Here is a 16,409-nt window from a genome sequence, read left to right as displayed (position 1 = left end):
GTTTTAACGTGAGAATCATCATAAGAGAGGAGATCCCGATGCGTACCCTGATTTTTGATACTGATATTGGCGTGGATGACGCTTTTGCGCTGGCCTATGCGGCTAAAACTCAGCAGCTGCTGGGTATCACTACGGTATTCGGTAATGTGGCGGTGGGCCAGGCGGTGAAAAATGCCCGACTGTTTTGCCAGAAGATGGGGATTGAAGCACCGGTGTATCGCGGTTGCTCGCGGCCGCTGGCGTTGGCCCCTTCTGCGCCCGCCACGCTGCACGGCCTGGATGGATTAGGGGATGCCTTCGAGAATACGCACAGCGAGGATGCGCCCAGCGCGGTGCAGTTCATTATTGATAGCGTGCGCGCGCAGCCCCATGCCATCACCATCGTGGCGATTGGTCCACTCACCAATATCGCCAGCGCCATTAACCTGGCTCCAGATATTATCCCACTGGTGAACGAACTGGTGATTATGGGCGGCGCCTTTGGCACCGACGGCCATTCCGGCAACGTATCGCCGTTTGCGGAGTTCAATATCTGGAAGGATCCGCATGCCGCCGATCAGGTGCTGGCTTCGGCGCTGCCGGTTGTCGTATTGCCGCTAGATGTCACGCACAAGGTACTGATTACAGGTGATGAAGTGCGGCAGTTAAATCAGCCAGTGCTGAGCGCCATTTGCCGTCCTTATCTGGCCTACAGCCTGCAAAAGAGGGGTTTGATGGCATGGCGCTGCATGACACCTTAACGCTGTCATGGCTGGCATTACCGCAAGCGTTCACCGTGACCGAAGCGCCAGTACGAGTAATAACGGAAGGCATCAGCTGCGGTCAAACGGTACGACGCCTTAGCGCCCTCGCCTCACGCGAAGATCCGTTTGCCGGACTCCGCCCGCAGCGCTTGTGCCTCGGCGTGGATGCCGAAGCGGTACGGGAACACTTTTTTGCCACATTGCGGGCATGAGATTGATGATCGCTATCAATGGCGTAATGCTTGCCAGCTAAGCGACGGGTGATAACGCAGTCTGGTACCGTTCCGGGGCTGGCTGTCCTCGCGCCGCTAACGCGGTACCTTCACTTCATTCGTCTGCCTGACGGACCGGCTGGGATGCCACATCCATGTGTCAGCCCAGCCTTTCGCCCGCGTCCTGCGGGCTCTCCTGGCAGACTCTTTCCGTTCAGCGCTGCGGATTGCCTGCCCCGGAACGGCACCAGCCTGCTCTGAACTTTCAGTGAGTGTTGTCAAAAACGGCACGATGATTGAGGCCAGAGCGCCTATGCTGCTGCAAGGGCTATCCGCAGCGCTGAGGCTTTTACGTTGGGCCAGGAGCCAGGCGCAGGGAGGCGACTGGCAGTTCGGGTTGGCCTGGATGGCCTTACCCGAACGGTCCGTAGGCACGACGTGGAAGCCGAAGGCACCGCGTCAGCGGCGCGAGGACGGCCCGGCAGCTGCAGAGGTGCTCTGGCCCCCATCCGTGCGCAGTGATGCGCACCGACTACCTCGTGAAATGAATCACGCCCTTAATTAACTCACGATTGTTAATCACCTCTGCCTCAAAGGTCTCCGCCAAAGTAGAAAAATCATAATGACGATTCAGCATGATGTCGGCACGCAGCTGCCCACTCGCCATCAATTCGCCGACTTTTGCGAAATCTTCGTGCGTGGCATTGCGGCTGCCCATCAAGGTGGTTTCGCGTTTGTGGAACTCAATATCTGGGATCACCAAATCGCCTTTATGCAGTCCGACAAACACAATGGTGCCGCCATGACGAATCAGCTTCACCGCACCGTTCATCGCTGCCGGGCTGCCGGTGGCATCAATCACTTTCGCCGCCAGACGCCCACCAAACTCGGCACGCAGCGTGGCTTCGAAATCCTCTGCCATCGGGTTGATGGTCGCGAGTCCGAGCTTGTCTACCACATGCGCACGCCGGGGTTCGCTGGTATCGGCCACCACCACCTGCGCACCCGCGGCGGCGGCAATTGCCGCTACGCCCAGACCAATCGGCCCGGCACCCACCACCAGCACTTGCTCATCAGCCACCACTGCGGCACGACGTACCGCATGCGCACTGATAGCAAAAGGTTCAATCAGTGCCGCCGCTTCCGGCGCCACTCCATCAACCGCCAACAGGTTGCTGGCGGGCACGCTGAGGAATTCGCAGAATCCGCCATCCTGATGTACACCAATTACCGAGATATTTTCACAGCAGTTGGTCTTCCCACTCAGGCATGCATCGCATTGCTGACATGATACATAAGGAATCAGCGCCACACGTTGACCAACCGTAAATTCGCTGACGCCGCGCCCCGGCTCCACCACTTCACCACAGAGTTCATGGCCCAACACCCGCGGATAACTGAAAAACGGCTGATTGCCCGCCCAAGCGTGAATATCCGTGCCGCAAATCCCAGCGGTAATCGGTTTAATCAGAACCTCGTGTGCAGCGGGCTTAGGTTTCTCTCGCTGCTGCCACACCATATTGCGTGGTTCGGCAACCACCAGGGTTTTCATCGTTGTCATGGGCTTCTCCTGTGCTGATGTCGCAGTTATGGCGAAAATCGCTGATAACCGCTTTTTACACATCACGAACTGTGAGGCAGACCAATTTTTTTGGGCTTTGTATGGTTTTTAATGAATAAAAAACCGGATAACCCGATGAGCCGAAGCCAGAATTTACGTCAGAACGTGATTAATCAAATGCTGGAAGGCATTGCCAAACGACACATCCGTTCTCCGTTGCCGCCCCAAGCGGCACTGGCTGAAATGTTCAACATCAGCCGAACCACCGTGCGCCACACGTTGCAGCATCTGCATGAGCGTGGCGTTCTGGGTAAGGTGGAAGATACCTACGTTATCGTGCGTGATCCCGGCGAAGAAGATGGTTTTAGTGCATTAACCCCACCTATTGATCAACAAGCACTGCAATTTGAACAGACCTTTTTTAACTTGATCAACCAGCGTCAGCTGATGCCAGGTGACAGCTTTAGTGAACTGCAGTTAGCCCAACAAGTGAAAGCTAGCCCGGTGGTGGTTCGCGAGTTTCTGCTCCGTTTTATGCGCTATGACTTGTTGGAGCCGACTAAACGCGGCCACTGGCGCATGAAGAAATTTGACCAACAATATGCAGAGAACTTGTTTGAGCTACGTGAAATGCTTGAAACTCATGCGCTTACTCGATTTTTGAATCTCCCTTCACAGGATGAGCGCTGGATTCAGGCGCGTGATCTGCTGGATCGTCATCGGGCAATGCGTGACACCATTGCCAGTAATTATCGTCACTTTGCCGCCTTGGATAAGGAGATGCATACGCTGATTTTATCGGCCGCCAATAATCCTTTTTTCAATCAGTCGCTTGAAATCATCTCTGTTATTTTTCATTCGCATTATCAATGGGATGAGGCAGATCTGAAGCAGCGTAATATTGTGGCGCTGGAGGAGCATATGGCGATATTAACGGCGTTAATCAGCCGCCAAGATGTGGAAGCATTATGCGCGTTGCACAGCCACCTTGGTACGGCGAAGTCATCCATGATCCGCTGCATTCGTCAGTACAATTAAAAACCGATTAAAAACCACAAAGCATAAGCGTCCGCACGAATCTGAAACATCCTCGCAACATCCCGATCGGTTTACTTCTAGTCTCCAAAGCAATCCATTGTGGCAGCACCGTTTCGCTGCCGCAGGATCCCAACACTTAATAACGATAAGTACCCCATACCTGGGAGGTTGCAATGGAAAATACATCCGCACGTGGTCGTGATACCGCGCCAACACCGGCTGCCGAGGGACAAGATTTTGTTCCAGCACGCGGCGATGTGGTGCGCTCGCCGCGCATCAAGAAGATTCAGCTTACCGCCATGTTGTTGCTGCTGTTTGCTGCCATCATCAACTATCTCGATCGTAGCTCACTGTCAGTGGCGAACATGACCATTCGTGGAGAGCTGGGTTTATCCGCCACCGAGATTGGTGTGCTGCTCTCGGCATTCTCGCTGGCTTACGGCCTGGCTCAGTTGCCTTGTGGCGCGCTGCTGGACCGTAAAGGGCCGCGTATCATGCTGGCACTGGGTATGTTTGTCTGGTCACTGTTCCAGGCAGCGGCAGGTCTGGTACATAACTTCACCCAGTTTGTGCTGGTACGTATCGGATTGGGCATCGGTGAAGCACCGATGAACCCGTGCGGCGTTAAGGTAATCAATGACTGGTTCAACATCAAAGATCGCGGCATGCCAATGGGCATGTTTAACGCCGCATCGATGATTGGTCTGTCGATTGCGCCACCGATTCTGGCAGCCATGATGCTGGTGATGGGTTGGCGCGGCATGTTCGTCACTATCGGCGTGCTCGGGATGTTCCTCGCCATTGGCTGGTATGTGATGTATCGCAACCGCGATAACAGCAAGTTGAGCGGTGAAGAGATTCACTATCTGCAAGCGGGCAGCGTGGCGTCACGCAAAGAGCCGCTGAGCTTTGCTGAGTGGCGCGGTCTGTTCAAGCAGCGCACCATGTGGGGCATGATGATTGGCTTCAGCGGAATTAACTACACTGCATGGCTCTACATCGCCTGGCTGCCGGGTTATCTGCAATCGACCTATCATCTGGATCTGAAAAGCACCGGCTTGCTGGCAGCGATTCCTTTCCTGTTTGGCGCAGCGGGCATGCTACTGAACGGCTATGTGGTGGATGCGCTGGTGCGTCGTGGAATGGATGCCGTGAAAGTGCGTAAGGTATCGATTGTCAGCGGCATGCTGCTGTCTGCCGCCTTTACCACTCTCGTCACCCGTGCGACAGACACCACCAGTGCCGTGACGCTGATTGGCATGGCGCTGTTCTGCATTCACTTTGCAGGAACATCTTGCTGGGGCTTGATTCACGCTAACGTCACCGCGCGTATGACCGCTTCCGTGGGCAGCATCCAGAACTTCGCCAGCTTTGTCTTCGCCTCGTTCGCACCGGTGATCACCGGTTGGGTGCTGGATACCACCAAATCGTTCAGCCTGGCGCTGATGATTTGTGCCGGTGTGACCGTGGTGGGTGCGCTGGCGTATTTGCTGCTGGTACGTAAACCGATTACTGATGGGGTTTAAATAGCGCGATGAATCGCGCCGCTACGGCAAAGTGCATAACTTTGTAGCGGCGCAATTTATTGCGCGATCCGTTAAAGGGTAAAAAAACGCGTTTCACACTGTCGCGCGATCTCCCACAGCTTATTGCGAATCACCTGTTTCAACTGCAACGTCGACTGCGACTGTGGCTGGTCGCGGCGGCTAATCAGCATCACTTCAAACGGCAGCGGCTGTGCCACCGGCAACAACTTCAGCTGGTCGGCATAGCGGCAGGCGGTAAACAGATCCACCACGCCAACACCACCCCCCGCCAGCACCATATCGGCAATCACCGAGTAGGTTTTTATCGACAGCGACACCGCCGGGTCCAGGCCCTTATCACGCAATGCGCGGTGCAGCACGCGGCCAAGCGGGTCTTGGTTCTGCATCATCAATAGATTGTTGGCGCACAGCCACTCCAGCGTGGCGGGCTCATTGTGCGTGTGATGCTGTGGCAATAACGCCACCATCGACGATTGAAACAACGGTTCCGCCAGCAGATCGGCATCTACCTGCTGACCAAACACCAGCGCGAAATCGAGCTGATTGTCCATAATCATCTGGCACAGCGTGCTGAAGTGCTCGGTCACCAACTCCACGCTCACCGATGCAGCCTGCTGCCGCCAACTCACCAACGCGGGCGCTAACACCATCTGACCAAAAGCGTGTGCGGCACCCACACGCACCGTTTGCCCCTCGCCGCGCCGCAACTGCTCGGTAAGTTGGGTGATGGAGTGTAAACGCTGGTAGAGATCTTCCACTTCCGGCAGCAAACGCCGACCTTCTGCGGTGACCACCATACCCTGCGCACGACGCTCAAACAGGGCAAAACCCAGCTGTTGCTCGGCATGCGTCAAGACGCGACTCACGTTCGGCTGCGACACATTGAGCAAGCGCGCCGCCGCACTGATGCTGCCGGTCTGCACAATGGCCTGAAAAACTTCAATGTGTCGCAATCGCATCGCTACTCGCCCCAGGTCGCTTCGAGCACGCGCAACCAGTTGCCGTGACAAATTTTTTCCAACAGTTCACGCGTATAACCGCGCGCCGCCAGCGCATTCACCACCAGCGGGAAGCCCGCCACATCTTTCATGTCACCCGGCATGGTGGCGCCATCCAGATCGGAACCAAAGCCCACGCCCTCTTCACCGACTTTTTCCAGCAGATACTCTACGTGCTGCACGATGGCATCCACCGTGGTCGGCGCATGACGATCGCCATCTTCACGCAGGAAAGGTACGGCGAAGTTCACGCCAACAAAGCCGTGGGTTTCCTTGATCGCTGCCAGTTGGCGGTCGGTGAGATTGCGCGACTGGGCGCTAATCACATGGGCATTAGAGTGGCTCGCCACCAGCGGTGCATCGCTGATCTCCGCCGTGTGCCAGAAGCCCTTCTCATCCATGTGCGACAGATCAACCATGATGCGGCGCTGATTACAGTCACGCACCAGCTGTTTACCCGCCGCCGTTAAACCGTTGCCGACATCCGGCGATGACGGATACAGGAACGGCACACCCTCACCAAACTGATTCGAACGACTCCATAACGGCCCCAGCGTACGCAGGCCGCTGGCATACAGGATATCCAGCAATTCGCCATCGGTATCCAACGCTTCCGCCCCTTCCACGTGCATCACCACCGCCAGCACGCCCTTTGCCATGCAGTCACGAATATCGCGCACGCTGCGACAAATTTTCACTTGCCCTTCAGAGGCCTGCTCAATCCGCAGCAGCAGCGCCAGCATCGAAAAAGTGGCATCGCGCGCAGCGCCAATAATTTCCTGAGGAAAATTTGCGAGGTCTGGCGCACTTTTTGCAATCAAAGGGTGAGACGGCGCCCAAGTGGCAAATATCCCACCTACCATATTTCCTTGGCGGATACGGGGAAGATCCATCTGACCGCGTCCAGTGCCCTGCATGAAGGCCCGCACTGCGTCAGGCTTATGGTGCTGCCAGAGTTTGTTGAGCACATCGTTGTGACCGTCAAAGACCGGAATGTTGAAGATGTCAGACATGTTTTATCGGTTCCATATTCGGGAGAAAGCGCAAGCGCTGCCAGCTGGCGGGGCAAATTGCACCAAAAAGAGGCAAGTCTTTACGCATGAAACAAATGGCTTAATCCCATTATTAATCCTCTCGCACAGCGGGAAAGTCAAGACAAAAAACAGCAAAATAAATAAATTTAATTTTAATAATCAATAACTTGGAGTTGTCATGGTAACCAGAAGACGTTTTCTCGCAGGATGCGCCGCCGTCCCTGCTTTTTCCTATCTGAGTCTCAATACCGCCTTCGCTGATACGCCGCCGAGTATGTTCGTGATGGCGATGCAGTTGGACAACATCACCAGCCTTGATCCACATGAAAGTTTTGAAGCCACCGGCGGCCAGATCTGCGGCAATATGTATCAGCGCCTGGTCACGCCCGATCCACAAAAAGCCGACAAGGTGATGGGCCAGTTAGCAAAAAGCTGGGATGTGAGCAGTGATAACAGCACCTACACCTTCCACCTTGACCCGGCAGCTAAATTCGCCGATGGCACAGCGCTGACGGCAGAAGATGTCGCCTATTCGATTGAGCGCATCGTTAAGCTGGATAAAAGCCCGGCCTTTATCATCAACCAGTTTGGCTTTACCAAAGACAATGTGACGCAGTTAGTTACCGCGAAAGACGCGCATACCGTGGAGATGAAACTGGGTGCGCCAGCAGCCGAAACCTTCCTGCTGTATTGCCTCTCCGCCACCGTCGGCAGCATCGTGTCGAAGAAAGCCTGTGAAGCCAACCAGCAAAACAACGACTTCGGTAATGCGTGGCTGAAACAGCACAGCGCCGGTTCAGGTGCTTTCACCCTGCGCACCTGGAAAGCCAGCGAAACGGTGATTCTGGAACTGAGCCCGCAATATGCTGCGCAGAGCAAGATTAAGCGCGTAATCCTGAAGCACATCACTGACCCGGCAGCCCAGGCGTTGATGGTGAAGAAAGGGGATGTCGATGCGGCCTACGATCTCACCACCGAGCAGCTGTTGCAGGTGAAGAACGACAGCAACGTGTCGCTGGTCAATCAGTCGCTGTCAGCCATCATGCTGATGTCATGCAACACCAATAATGAATACCTGAAAAAGCCGCAGGTGTGGCAAGCCCTGAAGTGGGCGCTGGACTATGACAGCATCCAGAAAAACATTCTGTCGATGAGCTTTATTACCCATCAAAGCTTCCTGCCAAGCGGCTTCCCGGCGGCATTGGATGACACACCCTTCCACAAAGACGTGGCGAAAGCCAAATCACTGCTGGCGGAAGCGGGTTATCCCAATGGATTCGAGATCACCCTCGACCACTACTCAATGCAGCCGTACCCCGATATCGCTCAGGCGATCCAGACCCAACTGGGCGCCATTGGCATCAAGGTGTCATTGATTGCCGCCGAAAACCGCCAGGTGTTGACTAAGATGCGTGCGCGTCAGCATCAGCTCGCACTGACCGTGTGGGGCGCGGACTATTTCGATCCCAACTCCAACACCGAAGCCTTCTGCGTCAACACCGACAACAGCGAAAATGCCCGCAGCCGTACGCTGGCATGGCGCTGCAGCTGGTCAGATGAAGAGTTCAATAAACTCACCGAGCAGGCGCTGCACGAACCCGATCCGGCAAAACGTATTGCGCTCTATCAGCAGATTCAGCAGCTAGGCCGCGAAAAAAGTCCGTTCATCTACATGATGCAGAAGACCAAGAATGTCGCCTGCGGCAAAAACATCGCGGATGTGCACATGACAGTGCTGGAGCAGTGGCCATACGATCAGGTGAAAAAAGCCTGATGCCTTTACTGAAGAAAATCGTCAGCACCCTGGGAAGCCTGGTGCTGACGCTGTTTGGTCTGTCGGTGCTGACCTTCTTTATTGGTCGAGTGATGCCCACCGATCCGGTGCTGGCGGCGGTGGGTGATAACGCACCGCAGTCCGTGGTGGATCGCGTGCGCATTGAAATGGGGCTGGATCAGCCCCTGTACATTCAGTTCGGCCACTATCTGAATCAGCTGCTGCATGGCGATTTGGGTAAATCGATTCTCACCTCAAATCCGGTGACCACCGATATTGCGCGCTTCTTCCCCGCCACCATGGAACTGGCGACAGCGGCGATTATTATCGCTGCGCTGGTCGGTATTCCGCTGGGTGTCTGGGCGGCAGTGCGACAAAACACATGGGTCGATCAGACCATCCGCGTGGTGTGCCTGGCGGGGCATTCACTGCCGGTATTTGTGCTGGCACTGCTAAGCCTGCTGGTGTTCTACGCGGTGTTGGGGATTGCTCCCGGCCCAGGGCGACAAGACATCATCTGGCAGGATATGGTGCCGCAGGTCACTGGCTTTCTCACCATCGACTCACTGCTCGCGGGTGAAACCGACGCCTTCTGGGATGCGCTGGCACACATGGCGCAGCCGGTGCTGATCCTCGCCTACTTCAGCATGGCCTACATCACGCGTATGACGCGAACCTTTATGCTGAACGCCTTGAGCGGCGAGTTCGTGATCACCGCGCGAGCTAAAGGGCTGTCATCGCGCCGGGTGATCTGGCGGCATGCCTTTCCTACCGTGGCAGTGCAATTGGTGACAGTGCTGGCGCTGACCTACGCCGGATTACTGGAGGGCGCGGTCGTCACCGAAAAACGTCTTCTCCTGGCCTGGCCTCGGACAGTATCTCACTACCTCGCTGATGAACGCCGACATGAACCCGGTGGTCGGTGCCACGCTGCTGGTCGGCACCTTGTATGTGCTGCTAAATCTGCTGGCTGACCTTCTTTATCGACTTTGGGACCCGCGCGTAAAATGATCTTCTTCTCTCGTGACTGGCTGCTGGACGATACGCCAGCCAATCGCCGTCAGGCGGTGTGGGGCCGACGCTATCGCTTGTGGCTCAGCCTGCGCAGCAACCCGCTGGCGATGGCTGGATTGGCAGTCATCGCCGTTATGTTATTGCTGGCGCTGTTCGCCCCGTGCTGACGCCGTTTGACCCTGGCACACAGCATCTGGAAAACCGCCTGGCGCTACCTTCTGCCGCGCACTGGCTCGGCACGGATGAACTCGGCCGAGATGTCTGGACGCGCATTATCTATGGCGGACGTACCACGCTCGGCATGGTGATCGCCGTGGTGCTGCTCACCGCCCCGCTCGGCCTGCTGATTGGCTGTATCGCGGGCTACGCGGGTGGCATTGTGGATAAGACGCTGATGCGTATTACCGACATCTTCCTCGCTTTTCCGCGTTTGATCCTGGCGCTGGCGTTTGTGGCCGCGCTGAAACCTGGTGTGGAGAGCGCGATTCTGGCAATTGCCTTAACCGCCTGGCCCCCTTATGCGCGTCTGGCACGTGCCGAAACCATGCAGTTCCGTCACAGCGATTTTATCGCCGCCAGCCGACTCACCGGTGCCTCGTCGTTGCGCATTATCCTGCGCCACATCATGCCACTGTGCGTGCCGAGCCTGATTGTGCGCGTCACGCTCGATATGAGTTCCATCATCATCACCGCCGCCAGCCTCGGTTTTCTGGGGATGGGCGCGCAGCCGCCGTCACCTGAATGGGGCACGATGATTGCTACCGCACGTCGTTTCCTGTTCAGCGAATGGTGGGTGCCGCTGATGCCATGCATCGCCATTTTCCTGACCTCACTGGCGTTTAACTTTCTCGGCGACGGTCTGCGTGACGTGCTGGATCCTAAGGAGCGCTAATGCTGGTGGAAATTGAAAACCTGCGCATTGCCTTTCGCAGTCGCACGGAAACCTTTGAAGCGGTACGCGGCGTCAGTTTTAGCGTGGGCCGCGAGAAGTTCGCCATCGTGGGCGAGAGCGGTTCCGGTAAATCCCTGACCGCACGCTGCCTGATGCAGTTGCTGCCGGGTAATGCGGAAGTCACCGCCGACGTATTGCGTTTTGACGGTATCGACCTGCGCGGTGCCAGCGAGAAAGTGTTGCGCCAGATTCGCGGGAAGCGCGTCGGATTCATCCTGCAGGACCCGAAATACTCACTCAATCCGGTGATGACCATTGGGCAGCAGATTGCGGAAGCCTGGCGCGAGCACAAAGGCGGCAGCTGGAAAACGGCGATGCTGGCAGCGATTGATCTGCTGGAACAGGTGAAGATTCGTGATGCCGCCGCGGTGGCAAAGCGCTATCCGCATGAAGTTTCCGGTGGCATGGGTCAGCGCGTGATGATTGCCATGATGCTGGCACCGGATCCAGAACTGCTGATCGCCGATGAGCCCACCAGCGCGCTGGATGCGACGGTGCAGGCGGAGATCCTCAAGCTGATTGACGATCTGGTTTCCGCGCGCGGCATGGGGTTGATCCTGATCAGCCACGATCTGCCTTTGGTGTCGCACTTTTGCGATCGCGTGGCGGTGATGTACGCCGGACGCATCGTTGAACTGCTGGAGGCAGGACAATTGCAGCAGGCGCAGCACCCGTATACTCGTGGATTGCTGGCCTGTTTGCCCTCATTGAAACATCCACGCGAACGTTTACCGGTATTGCAGCGCGATGCGGCGTGGCGGGAATAATTTATGATTGAAATCGATAACCTGCGTATCGCCTTCGGTGCGCATACGGTGGTGAAAGACGTGAGCTTTGCGGTCGCTAACGGCGAAAGCTTTGGTATGGTCGGCGAGAGTGGTTCGGGTAAATCCACCATCCTGCGCGCTCTTGCAGGCTTAAACTCCGACTGGCAAGGCAGCATGAAATTTGGCGGCATGGAGCTGGGTGCCAAGCGCAGCCGTGCTTTCTATCGCCAAGTGCAGATGGTGTTTCAAGACCCGTTTGGTTCGCTGCACCCGCGTCAAACCATCGACCGCATTTTGCATGAGCCGTTGCTGGTGCATCAGCTTGATCGCGCCGAACAGCGCATCAGCCAGGCGCTGAGTGAAGTTGGTTTACCCGCTGCGGTTCGTTTCCGCTATCCGCATCAGCTTTCTGGCGGTCAGCGTCAGCGCGTGGCAATAGCCCGGGCATTGATTGCCGAACCGGAAGTGCTGCTGCTGGATGAGCCCACTTCGGCGCTTGATGTCTCAGTGCAGGCCGAAATCCTGAATTTACTCAGCGATCTACGCAGCGAACGCAAACTCACCTACATTATGGTGACGCATAACCTCGCGGTGGTGACCCATCTGTGCCAGCGCATCGGGGTAATGCAGCACGGTGAGATGGTGGAGCAGCTGAGCGCGGAGGATTTGCGCGCGCGGCGCATCCAGCATCCGCATACCGCTCAACTGTTTGATCTCAGCATGACGCTGGAGGAACCGGCATGACCGCGAATTGGCAACAGGCCGCAGAGGTGGCACAGCAAATAACACAAAGCTGGCAGCAGCCCGGCGCACCGGGTGGTGCGATAGTGTTGTTTGATGCCCATCAGATTCACTCGACACACTGCGCCGGACTGGCCGATTTGGCGCAACAGACGCCGTTCAGCGCCGACAGCGTGGTGCGTTTTGCCTCGATAACCAAGCATCTGTTTGCCGCACTGGTCACCGGACCAGGGCGCCGTTACCTGCAGCTGGACGATAAGCTGGTGCAGCATCTGCCGCAGCTGACAGGTGCCAACGGCCAGATCACCGTCGGCCAGGCGCTGGATATGAGCAGTGGTCTGCCGGATGTGCGTGAAACCCTGTCGCTGCTGGGATTGTCGGTGTACAACGCCACCAGCGCTGCTGAGTTACTCGATTTCATCGCACAAGAGGGTGAACTCAATTACACCCCCGGTAGCGAAATTTCCTACACCAACACCGGCTACCGTTTAGTAGAAGAAGCGCTCAAAGCCAAAGGCGTGTTGTTCAACGATCTGTTGCAGCAATATGTGTGCGAGCCGCTGGATATCAATTTGATCGCGCCGGAAACTTGGTTCGATATCGTGCCGGGACTGGTGCCGGGTTACTGGCAAAATGGCGAACAGTGGCAGCTCTCCAGCGCCGGTTTACATCTTTCCGCTTCGGGCAGCGTCACCGGCAGCGTCAAACATCTGACGCGCTGGCTGCAAAGCCTGCTGGCGGACAACGGCCCGGGCGCGGGGGTATTGCAACGTTTGACTGCACCGCGCAATCTCAGTGATGGTCGCACCAGCGGCTATGGGCTGGGCATCACCAGTTCCACGCTGGGCAGCCAGACGCTGTTTGGTCATGGTGGTTCACATGCGGGTTACAAGAGCTACTTCCTGTTGCATCCGGAGCTGAAACTCGGGGTGGCGATTGTCGCTAACCGCGAAGATGTCACCACCTCAGAAAGCGCACTACGCATAATGGCGGCACTGCTGAATCGCACGCTGCCGGAGAAAGGTCATGATTTGACGCCGGGCTTATACGTGGCGGAAAACGCCGCCGACTGGCTGGAAATCAAAGGGGTCACGGCGACCTGGCTTGGCGCTGGCGAAACGCTGTGGCGCGCCGACCCGCATGGTGATGCGGTGTCGCTCTCCAGTACTTTCCCGATCAAACTACGTCATGAAGGTGCAGCCATTGTCGGTGAAATCGGTCACGCACCGCGCCGGTTTATGCCGGTACAAGCAGACAGTGCCAGCCTTGAACAGCTTCAAGGCCGTTGGTTTTCGCAGCCGTGGCGCAGTGAAATGGTGATTGAGGATGACCGGCTGATCATGGGCATTGGTCCAGCGGCAATTCATGCCACGTTGCAATCACTGGGTGGCGATCGCGTGTTAGCCACCGCGCAGGATGGGCCATGGGAGAAACGTTTTGTGATAGCGCGCGAAGGTGACAAAGTGCAGCTGCTGTTGAATCGCAGCCGCGTGATGATATTTACGCGTTAAGCGGTCGCTATTCCGCGTTAGGCGGTCGCCATAAATGGCGCCCCTACAGGAAATCTGCGCATTTCACGTAGGGTGCGCATTTATGCGCATCGATTTAAAACACGCGATGTCTCCGCCACGTATTGATGCGCATCCATTTAACATCTGCAATGTCTACATGACGAATAGATGTGCGCTGGGTTAAACCACGGTGTGACGCAGACGGCCGATCTTCTCAATTTCTACTTCAATCACATCGCCGGGGAACATAAATAGCGGTGGTGTGCGTTTTTTACCGACGCCGCCCGGTGAACCAGTGATGATCACATCGCCTGGTGAAAGTGGGCTGAACGCCGAAATGTATTCGATGATTTTCGCCACCGGATGCACCATGCTGGCGGTCGTGTCGTTCTGCACTTCACGCTCATTCAGCCAGGTTTTGATCGCCAACTGCTGCGGATCGGGGATCTCATCCGCCGTGGTCATCCACGGACCGAATCCACCGGTCTGCTGCCAGTTTTTCCCGGCGGTAAACCAGGTGAACTGCATGTCACGCACCGTGGCATCCATAAAGCAGCTGTAACCCGCCACATGTTGCAGCGCATCGGCCGCTTTAACCTGATAGGCAGCTTTGCCGATGATCACTGCCAGTTCGCCTTCATAATCGAACTCTTGGGTGGTCGCCGGTTTCAGCAGCGGCTGCTCGTGTCCTGCCAGTGAATCTGCAAAACGCACAAACAGCGTTGGCGCGTCGAGGGTCTCGGCGAACTCTTTGCGCTTGTCAGCATAGTTCATGCCAACACAGAACACTTTGCCAGGATTTTCCACTACCGGAAGAAAGCGAATAGCGCTGTACGGGTGATCCGCTGGCAGTGAGCTAAAGGCTTCCAGGTCGCTGACCGCGCCGCGTTGTAACAAAGATTTCAGGTCCGGGCATTCCGCGCCGAGGCGCGAACCGACATCAATCACGCCCTCTTCCCGCACGATTCCGTAACTTTTTCTTTCCTGGTCAATAAGATAAAAACTGCAGAGCTGCATGACTGCCTCGTTGTTATATATAAATTGCGCGCAGGTTACCAAAAGCCAGCAGGAAATGCGGTACGACCTGCCAGGAATATACCTGCATCATGCTTTGCTCAACACCGCTGCTCGTGATTTATCGCGCTCTCCTGGAGCAGCATTGTTGTTACAAGATGCGCAATCAATTGCACCGCTATACATCCAGCGCCCTTCGATGCTGTGGGTATTGCTGCTGGCTAATGCGCAATAAATTGCGCCGCTACAAATTCAGTGGCCTTCGATGCTGGTGGTAGTGTTGCTGGCTGATGCGCAATACATTGCGCCGCTACCCATCCAGCGGCCTTCGATGCTGGTGGTATTGCTGCTGGCTAACGCGCAATACATTGAGTCGCTACACATTCAGTGGCCTTCGATGCTGGTGGTATTACGACTGGGTGCTGGCCAGATAGGAGAATGCACTCAGCAGGCTGATCAAGGTGCCCATCTGATCGGCACGATAGCCTACGGTCACGGCATCAATGCGCGTCACGCCAGGAATCAAGCTGAACAAATCCGCTAATACGGGTTTGCTGGCCTGCAACTGCATCTCATACGGCGCGGTCAAACGTGTGGTACTGACCTGGCGCGCGCGCTGTACCGCTGCCGTGGCGGCGGCACGAATGGCGTTTTGTGCGGCCTGCGGGCTGATGGACTCGGCGCAAGTGTGGGAAATCGCGCGTTTCACGCAGACGTAATCGACGGAAGGATAGTGCTCGGCGATCCAGCCTTGCAGCTGGTCGTCGCCGCTGACTAACCACAGCGGCGTGCCCTGTTCGGCGGCAGCAGCAGCGTAGATATCGCTTTCACCCATCACTTTGCCGTTGATGTGAATTCGCCAGAACGCGCGGCCATTAATGGTATGCGCCAGCACGCCAGGTTCGCCCGCCGCACTGTGATAACCGATAAAGAACAAGCCATCGAATGTCTGCTGCTCAATGCCTTCCACCATCGATAAACCGCGCGGTTTGCCCTGAACCATGCGCGCACGGGGATCGATATTTTCCGCGCGCAGGTTGGTCATTTGCGCATGGCTGTCGGCCACCACGACTTCGGTGGCTCCCCCCGCAAACGCACCGTCAATCGCGGCATTCACTTCCTGTTCCATGAGCCCGCGCACCAGCTGGTGTTCTGCATGGCCGGGTGAACACTGTTCCGGACGCATTACGCCCGCGATACCTTCAATGTCAGCAGAGATGAATATTTTCATAAGTCAGGTCAATTCCGTGCGGGTTGAGACACGGTCGCCATAAATGGCGACCCTACGGGTAACAATACGCCAAGGGCAGCATTCAGGCTGACCGCAAGCGCTACTGTAAAAGGCACCAAGAATGGCGTAATGCCGCGCACTTAAGCCAATGAGTGCGTATTTAAACCGGTACGCATAAATGCGCAGCCGACGAAAACCGCACCGAACTGTGCGTATTTAACCCGGTACGCATAAATGCGCAGCCGGCGAAAACCGCACCGAACAGTGCGTAT

At 56.3% G+C, this 16,409-nt stretch carries 13 protein-coding genes and 3 pseudogenes; 10 read left to right on the top strand and 6 right to left on the bottom strand.

Annotated elements, in window-relative coordinates:
• The first annotated feature begins 38 nt into the window (after nt 1-38).
• Nucleotides 39-955: pseudogene (locus HA51_RS21795) on the top strand (nucleoside hydrolase).
• A 532-nt stretch (nt 956-1,487) separates the two neighbouring features.
• On the opposite strand, the gene HA51_RS21790 reads toward HA51_RS21795, so the two are convergent.
• Nucleotides 1,488-2,516 carry a zinc-binding alcohol dehydrogenase family protein gene (locus HA51_RS21790; protein WP_084936685.1) on the bottom strand — a complete coding sequence of 343 codons (1,029 nt, stop codon included), beginning with the start codon at nt 2,514-2,516 and terminating at the stop codon, nt 1,488-1,490.
• Nucleotides 2,517-2,651: 135 nt separating this feature from the next.
• Between HA51_RS21790 and HA51_RS21785 the strand changes: the two genes are divergently transcribed.
• Both HA51_RS21785 and HA51_RS21780 read left to right on the top strand, forming a co-directional pair.
• Nucleotides 2,652-3,554 (top strand): GntR family transcriptional regulator, encoded by a 903-nt coding sequence (locus HA51_RS21785; protein WP_084936815.1) that lies wholly within the window; start codon nt 2,652-2,654, stop codon nt 3,552-3,554.
• Between the two features lie 173 nt (nt 3,555-3,727).
• Nucleotides 3,728-5,080 (top strand): MFS transporter, encoded by a 1,353-nt coding sequence (locus HA51_RS21780; RefSeq protein ID WP_084936683.1) that lies wholly within the window; start codon nt 3,728-3,730, stop codon nt 5,078-5,080.
• A 71-nt stretch (nt 5,081-5,151) separates the two neighbouring features.
• Here HA51_RS21780 and HA51_RS21775 read toward each other — a convergent pair whose 3' ends face one another.
• Nucleotides 5,152-6,060: a LysR family transcriptional regulator gene (locus tag HA51_RS21775; RefSeq protein WP_084936680.1), complete on the bottom strand. Its 909-nt coding sequence runs from the start codon at nt 6,058-6,060 to the stop codon at nt 5,152-5,154.
• 2 nt (nt 6,061-6,062) lie between these two features.
• On the bottom strand, nt 6,063-7,112 hold the full coding sequence (locus HA51_RS21770; RefSeq protein WP_084936677.1) for a dipeptidase: 1,050 nt from the start codon (nt 7,110-7,112) through the stop codon (nt 6,063-6,065).
• Between the two features lie 199 nt (nt 7,113-7,311).
• Here HA51_RS21770 and HA51_RS21760 point away from each other — a divergent pair, with 199 nt between their 5' ends.
• From HA51_RS21760 to HA51_RS21735, 6 genes and pseudogenes are all read left to right on the top strand, one after another.
• Nucleotides 7,312-8,907, top strand: a complete 1,596-nt coding sequence (locus HA51_RS21760; protein WP_084936671.1) for an ABC transporter substrate-binding protein — start codon at nt 7,312-7,314, stop codon at nt 8,905-8,907.
• Nucleotides 8,907-9,918, top strand: a pseudogene (locus tag HA51_RS21755) (ABC transporter permease). The gene HA51_RS21760 and the pseudogene HA51_RS21755 overlap by 1 nt, the downstream one beginning before the upstream one ends.
• Nucleotides 9,915-10,813, top strand: a pseudogene (locus HA51_RS21750) (ABC transporter permease). The pseudogenes HA51_RS21755 and HA51_RS21750 overlap by 4 nt, the downstream one beginning before the upstream one ends.
• The gene (locus tag HA51_RS21745) at nt 10,813-11,640 is read left to right on the top strand and encodes an ABC transporter ATP-binding protein (protein ID WP_084936668.1); all 828 of its coding nucleotides are present in this window, start codon (nt 10,813-10,815) and stop codon (nt 11,638-11,640) included. The pseudogene HA51_RS21750 and the gene HA51_RS21745 overlap by 1 nt, the downstream one beginning before the upstream one ends.
• 3 nt (nt 11,641-11,643) lie before the next feature.
• Nucleotides 11,644-12,384: an ABC transporter ATP-binding protein gene (locus HA51_RS21740; protein ID WP_084936665.1), complete on the top strand. Its 741-nt coding sequence runs from the start codon at nt 11,644-11,646 to the stop codon at nt 12,382-12,384.
• Nucleotides 12,381-13,892, top strand: coding sequence for a serine hydrolase domain-containing protein (locus HA51_RS21735; RefSeq protein ID WP_084936663.1), 1,512 nt, complete (start codon nt 12,381-12,383; stop codon nt 13,890-13,892). The genes HA51_RS21740 and HA51_RS21735 overlap by 4 nt, the downstream gene beginning before the upstream one ends.
• A gap of 180 nt (nt 13,893-14,072) precedes the next feature.
• Here HA51_RS21735 and HA51_RS21730 read toward each other — a convergent pair whose 3' ends face one another.
• Nucleotides 14,073-14,909 carry a fumarylacetoacetate hydrolase family protein gene (locus HA51_RS21730; protein ID WP_084936660.1) on the bottom strand — a complete coding sequence of 279 codons (837 nt, stop codon included), beginning with the start codon at nt 14,907-14,909 and terminating at the stop codon, nt 14,073-14,075.
• Nucleotides 14,910-14,964: 55 nt separating this feature from the next.
• On the opposite strand from HA51_RS21730, the gene HA51_RS27140 reads away from it, so the two are divergent.
• Nucleotides 14,965-15,141, top strand: coding sequence for a hypothetical protein (locus tag HA51_RS27140; protein ID WP_158087384.1), 177 nt, complete (start codon nt 14,965-14,967; stop codon nt 15,139-15,141).
• Between the two features lie 17 nt (nt 15,142-15,158).
• On the opposite strand, the gene HA51_RS27715 is transcribed toward HA51_RS27140, so the two are convergent.
• Nucleotides 15,159-15,290: a hypothetical protein gene (locus HA51_RS27715; protein WP_281253470.1), complete on the bottom strand. Its 132-nt coding sequence runs from the start codon at nt 15,288-15,290 to the stop codon at nt 15,159-15,161.
• Nucleotides 15,291-15,315: 25 nt separating this feature from the next.
• The gene (locus tag HA51_RS21720) at nt 15,316-16,137 is read right to left on the bottom strand and encodes a M55 family metallopeptidase (RefSeq protein WP_084936655.1); all 822 of its coding nucleotides are present in this window, start codon (nt 16,135-16,137) and stop codon (nt 15,316-15,318) included.
• Nucleotides 16,138-16,409: the final 272 nt, after the last annotated feature.

The organism is Pantoea rwandensis (genome assembly GCF_002095475.1).
Classification (GTDB): Bacteria; Pseudomonadota; Gammaproteobacteria; order Enterobacterales; family Enterobacteriaceae; genus Pantoea; species Pantoea rwandensis.
This window is presented reverse-complemented; position numbering and strand designations above follow the sequence as displayed.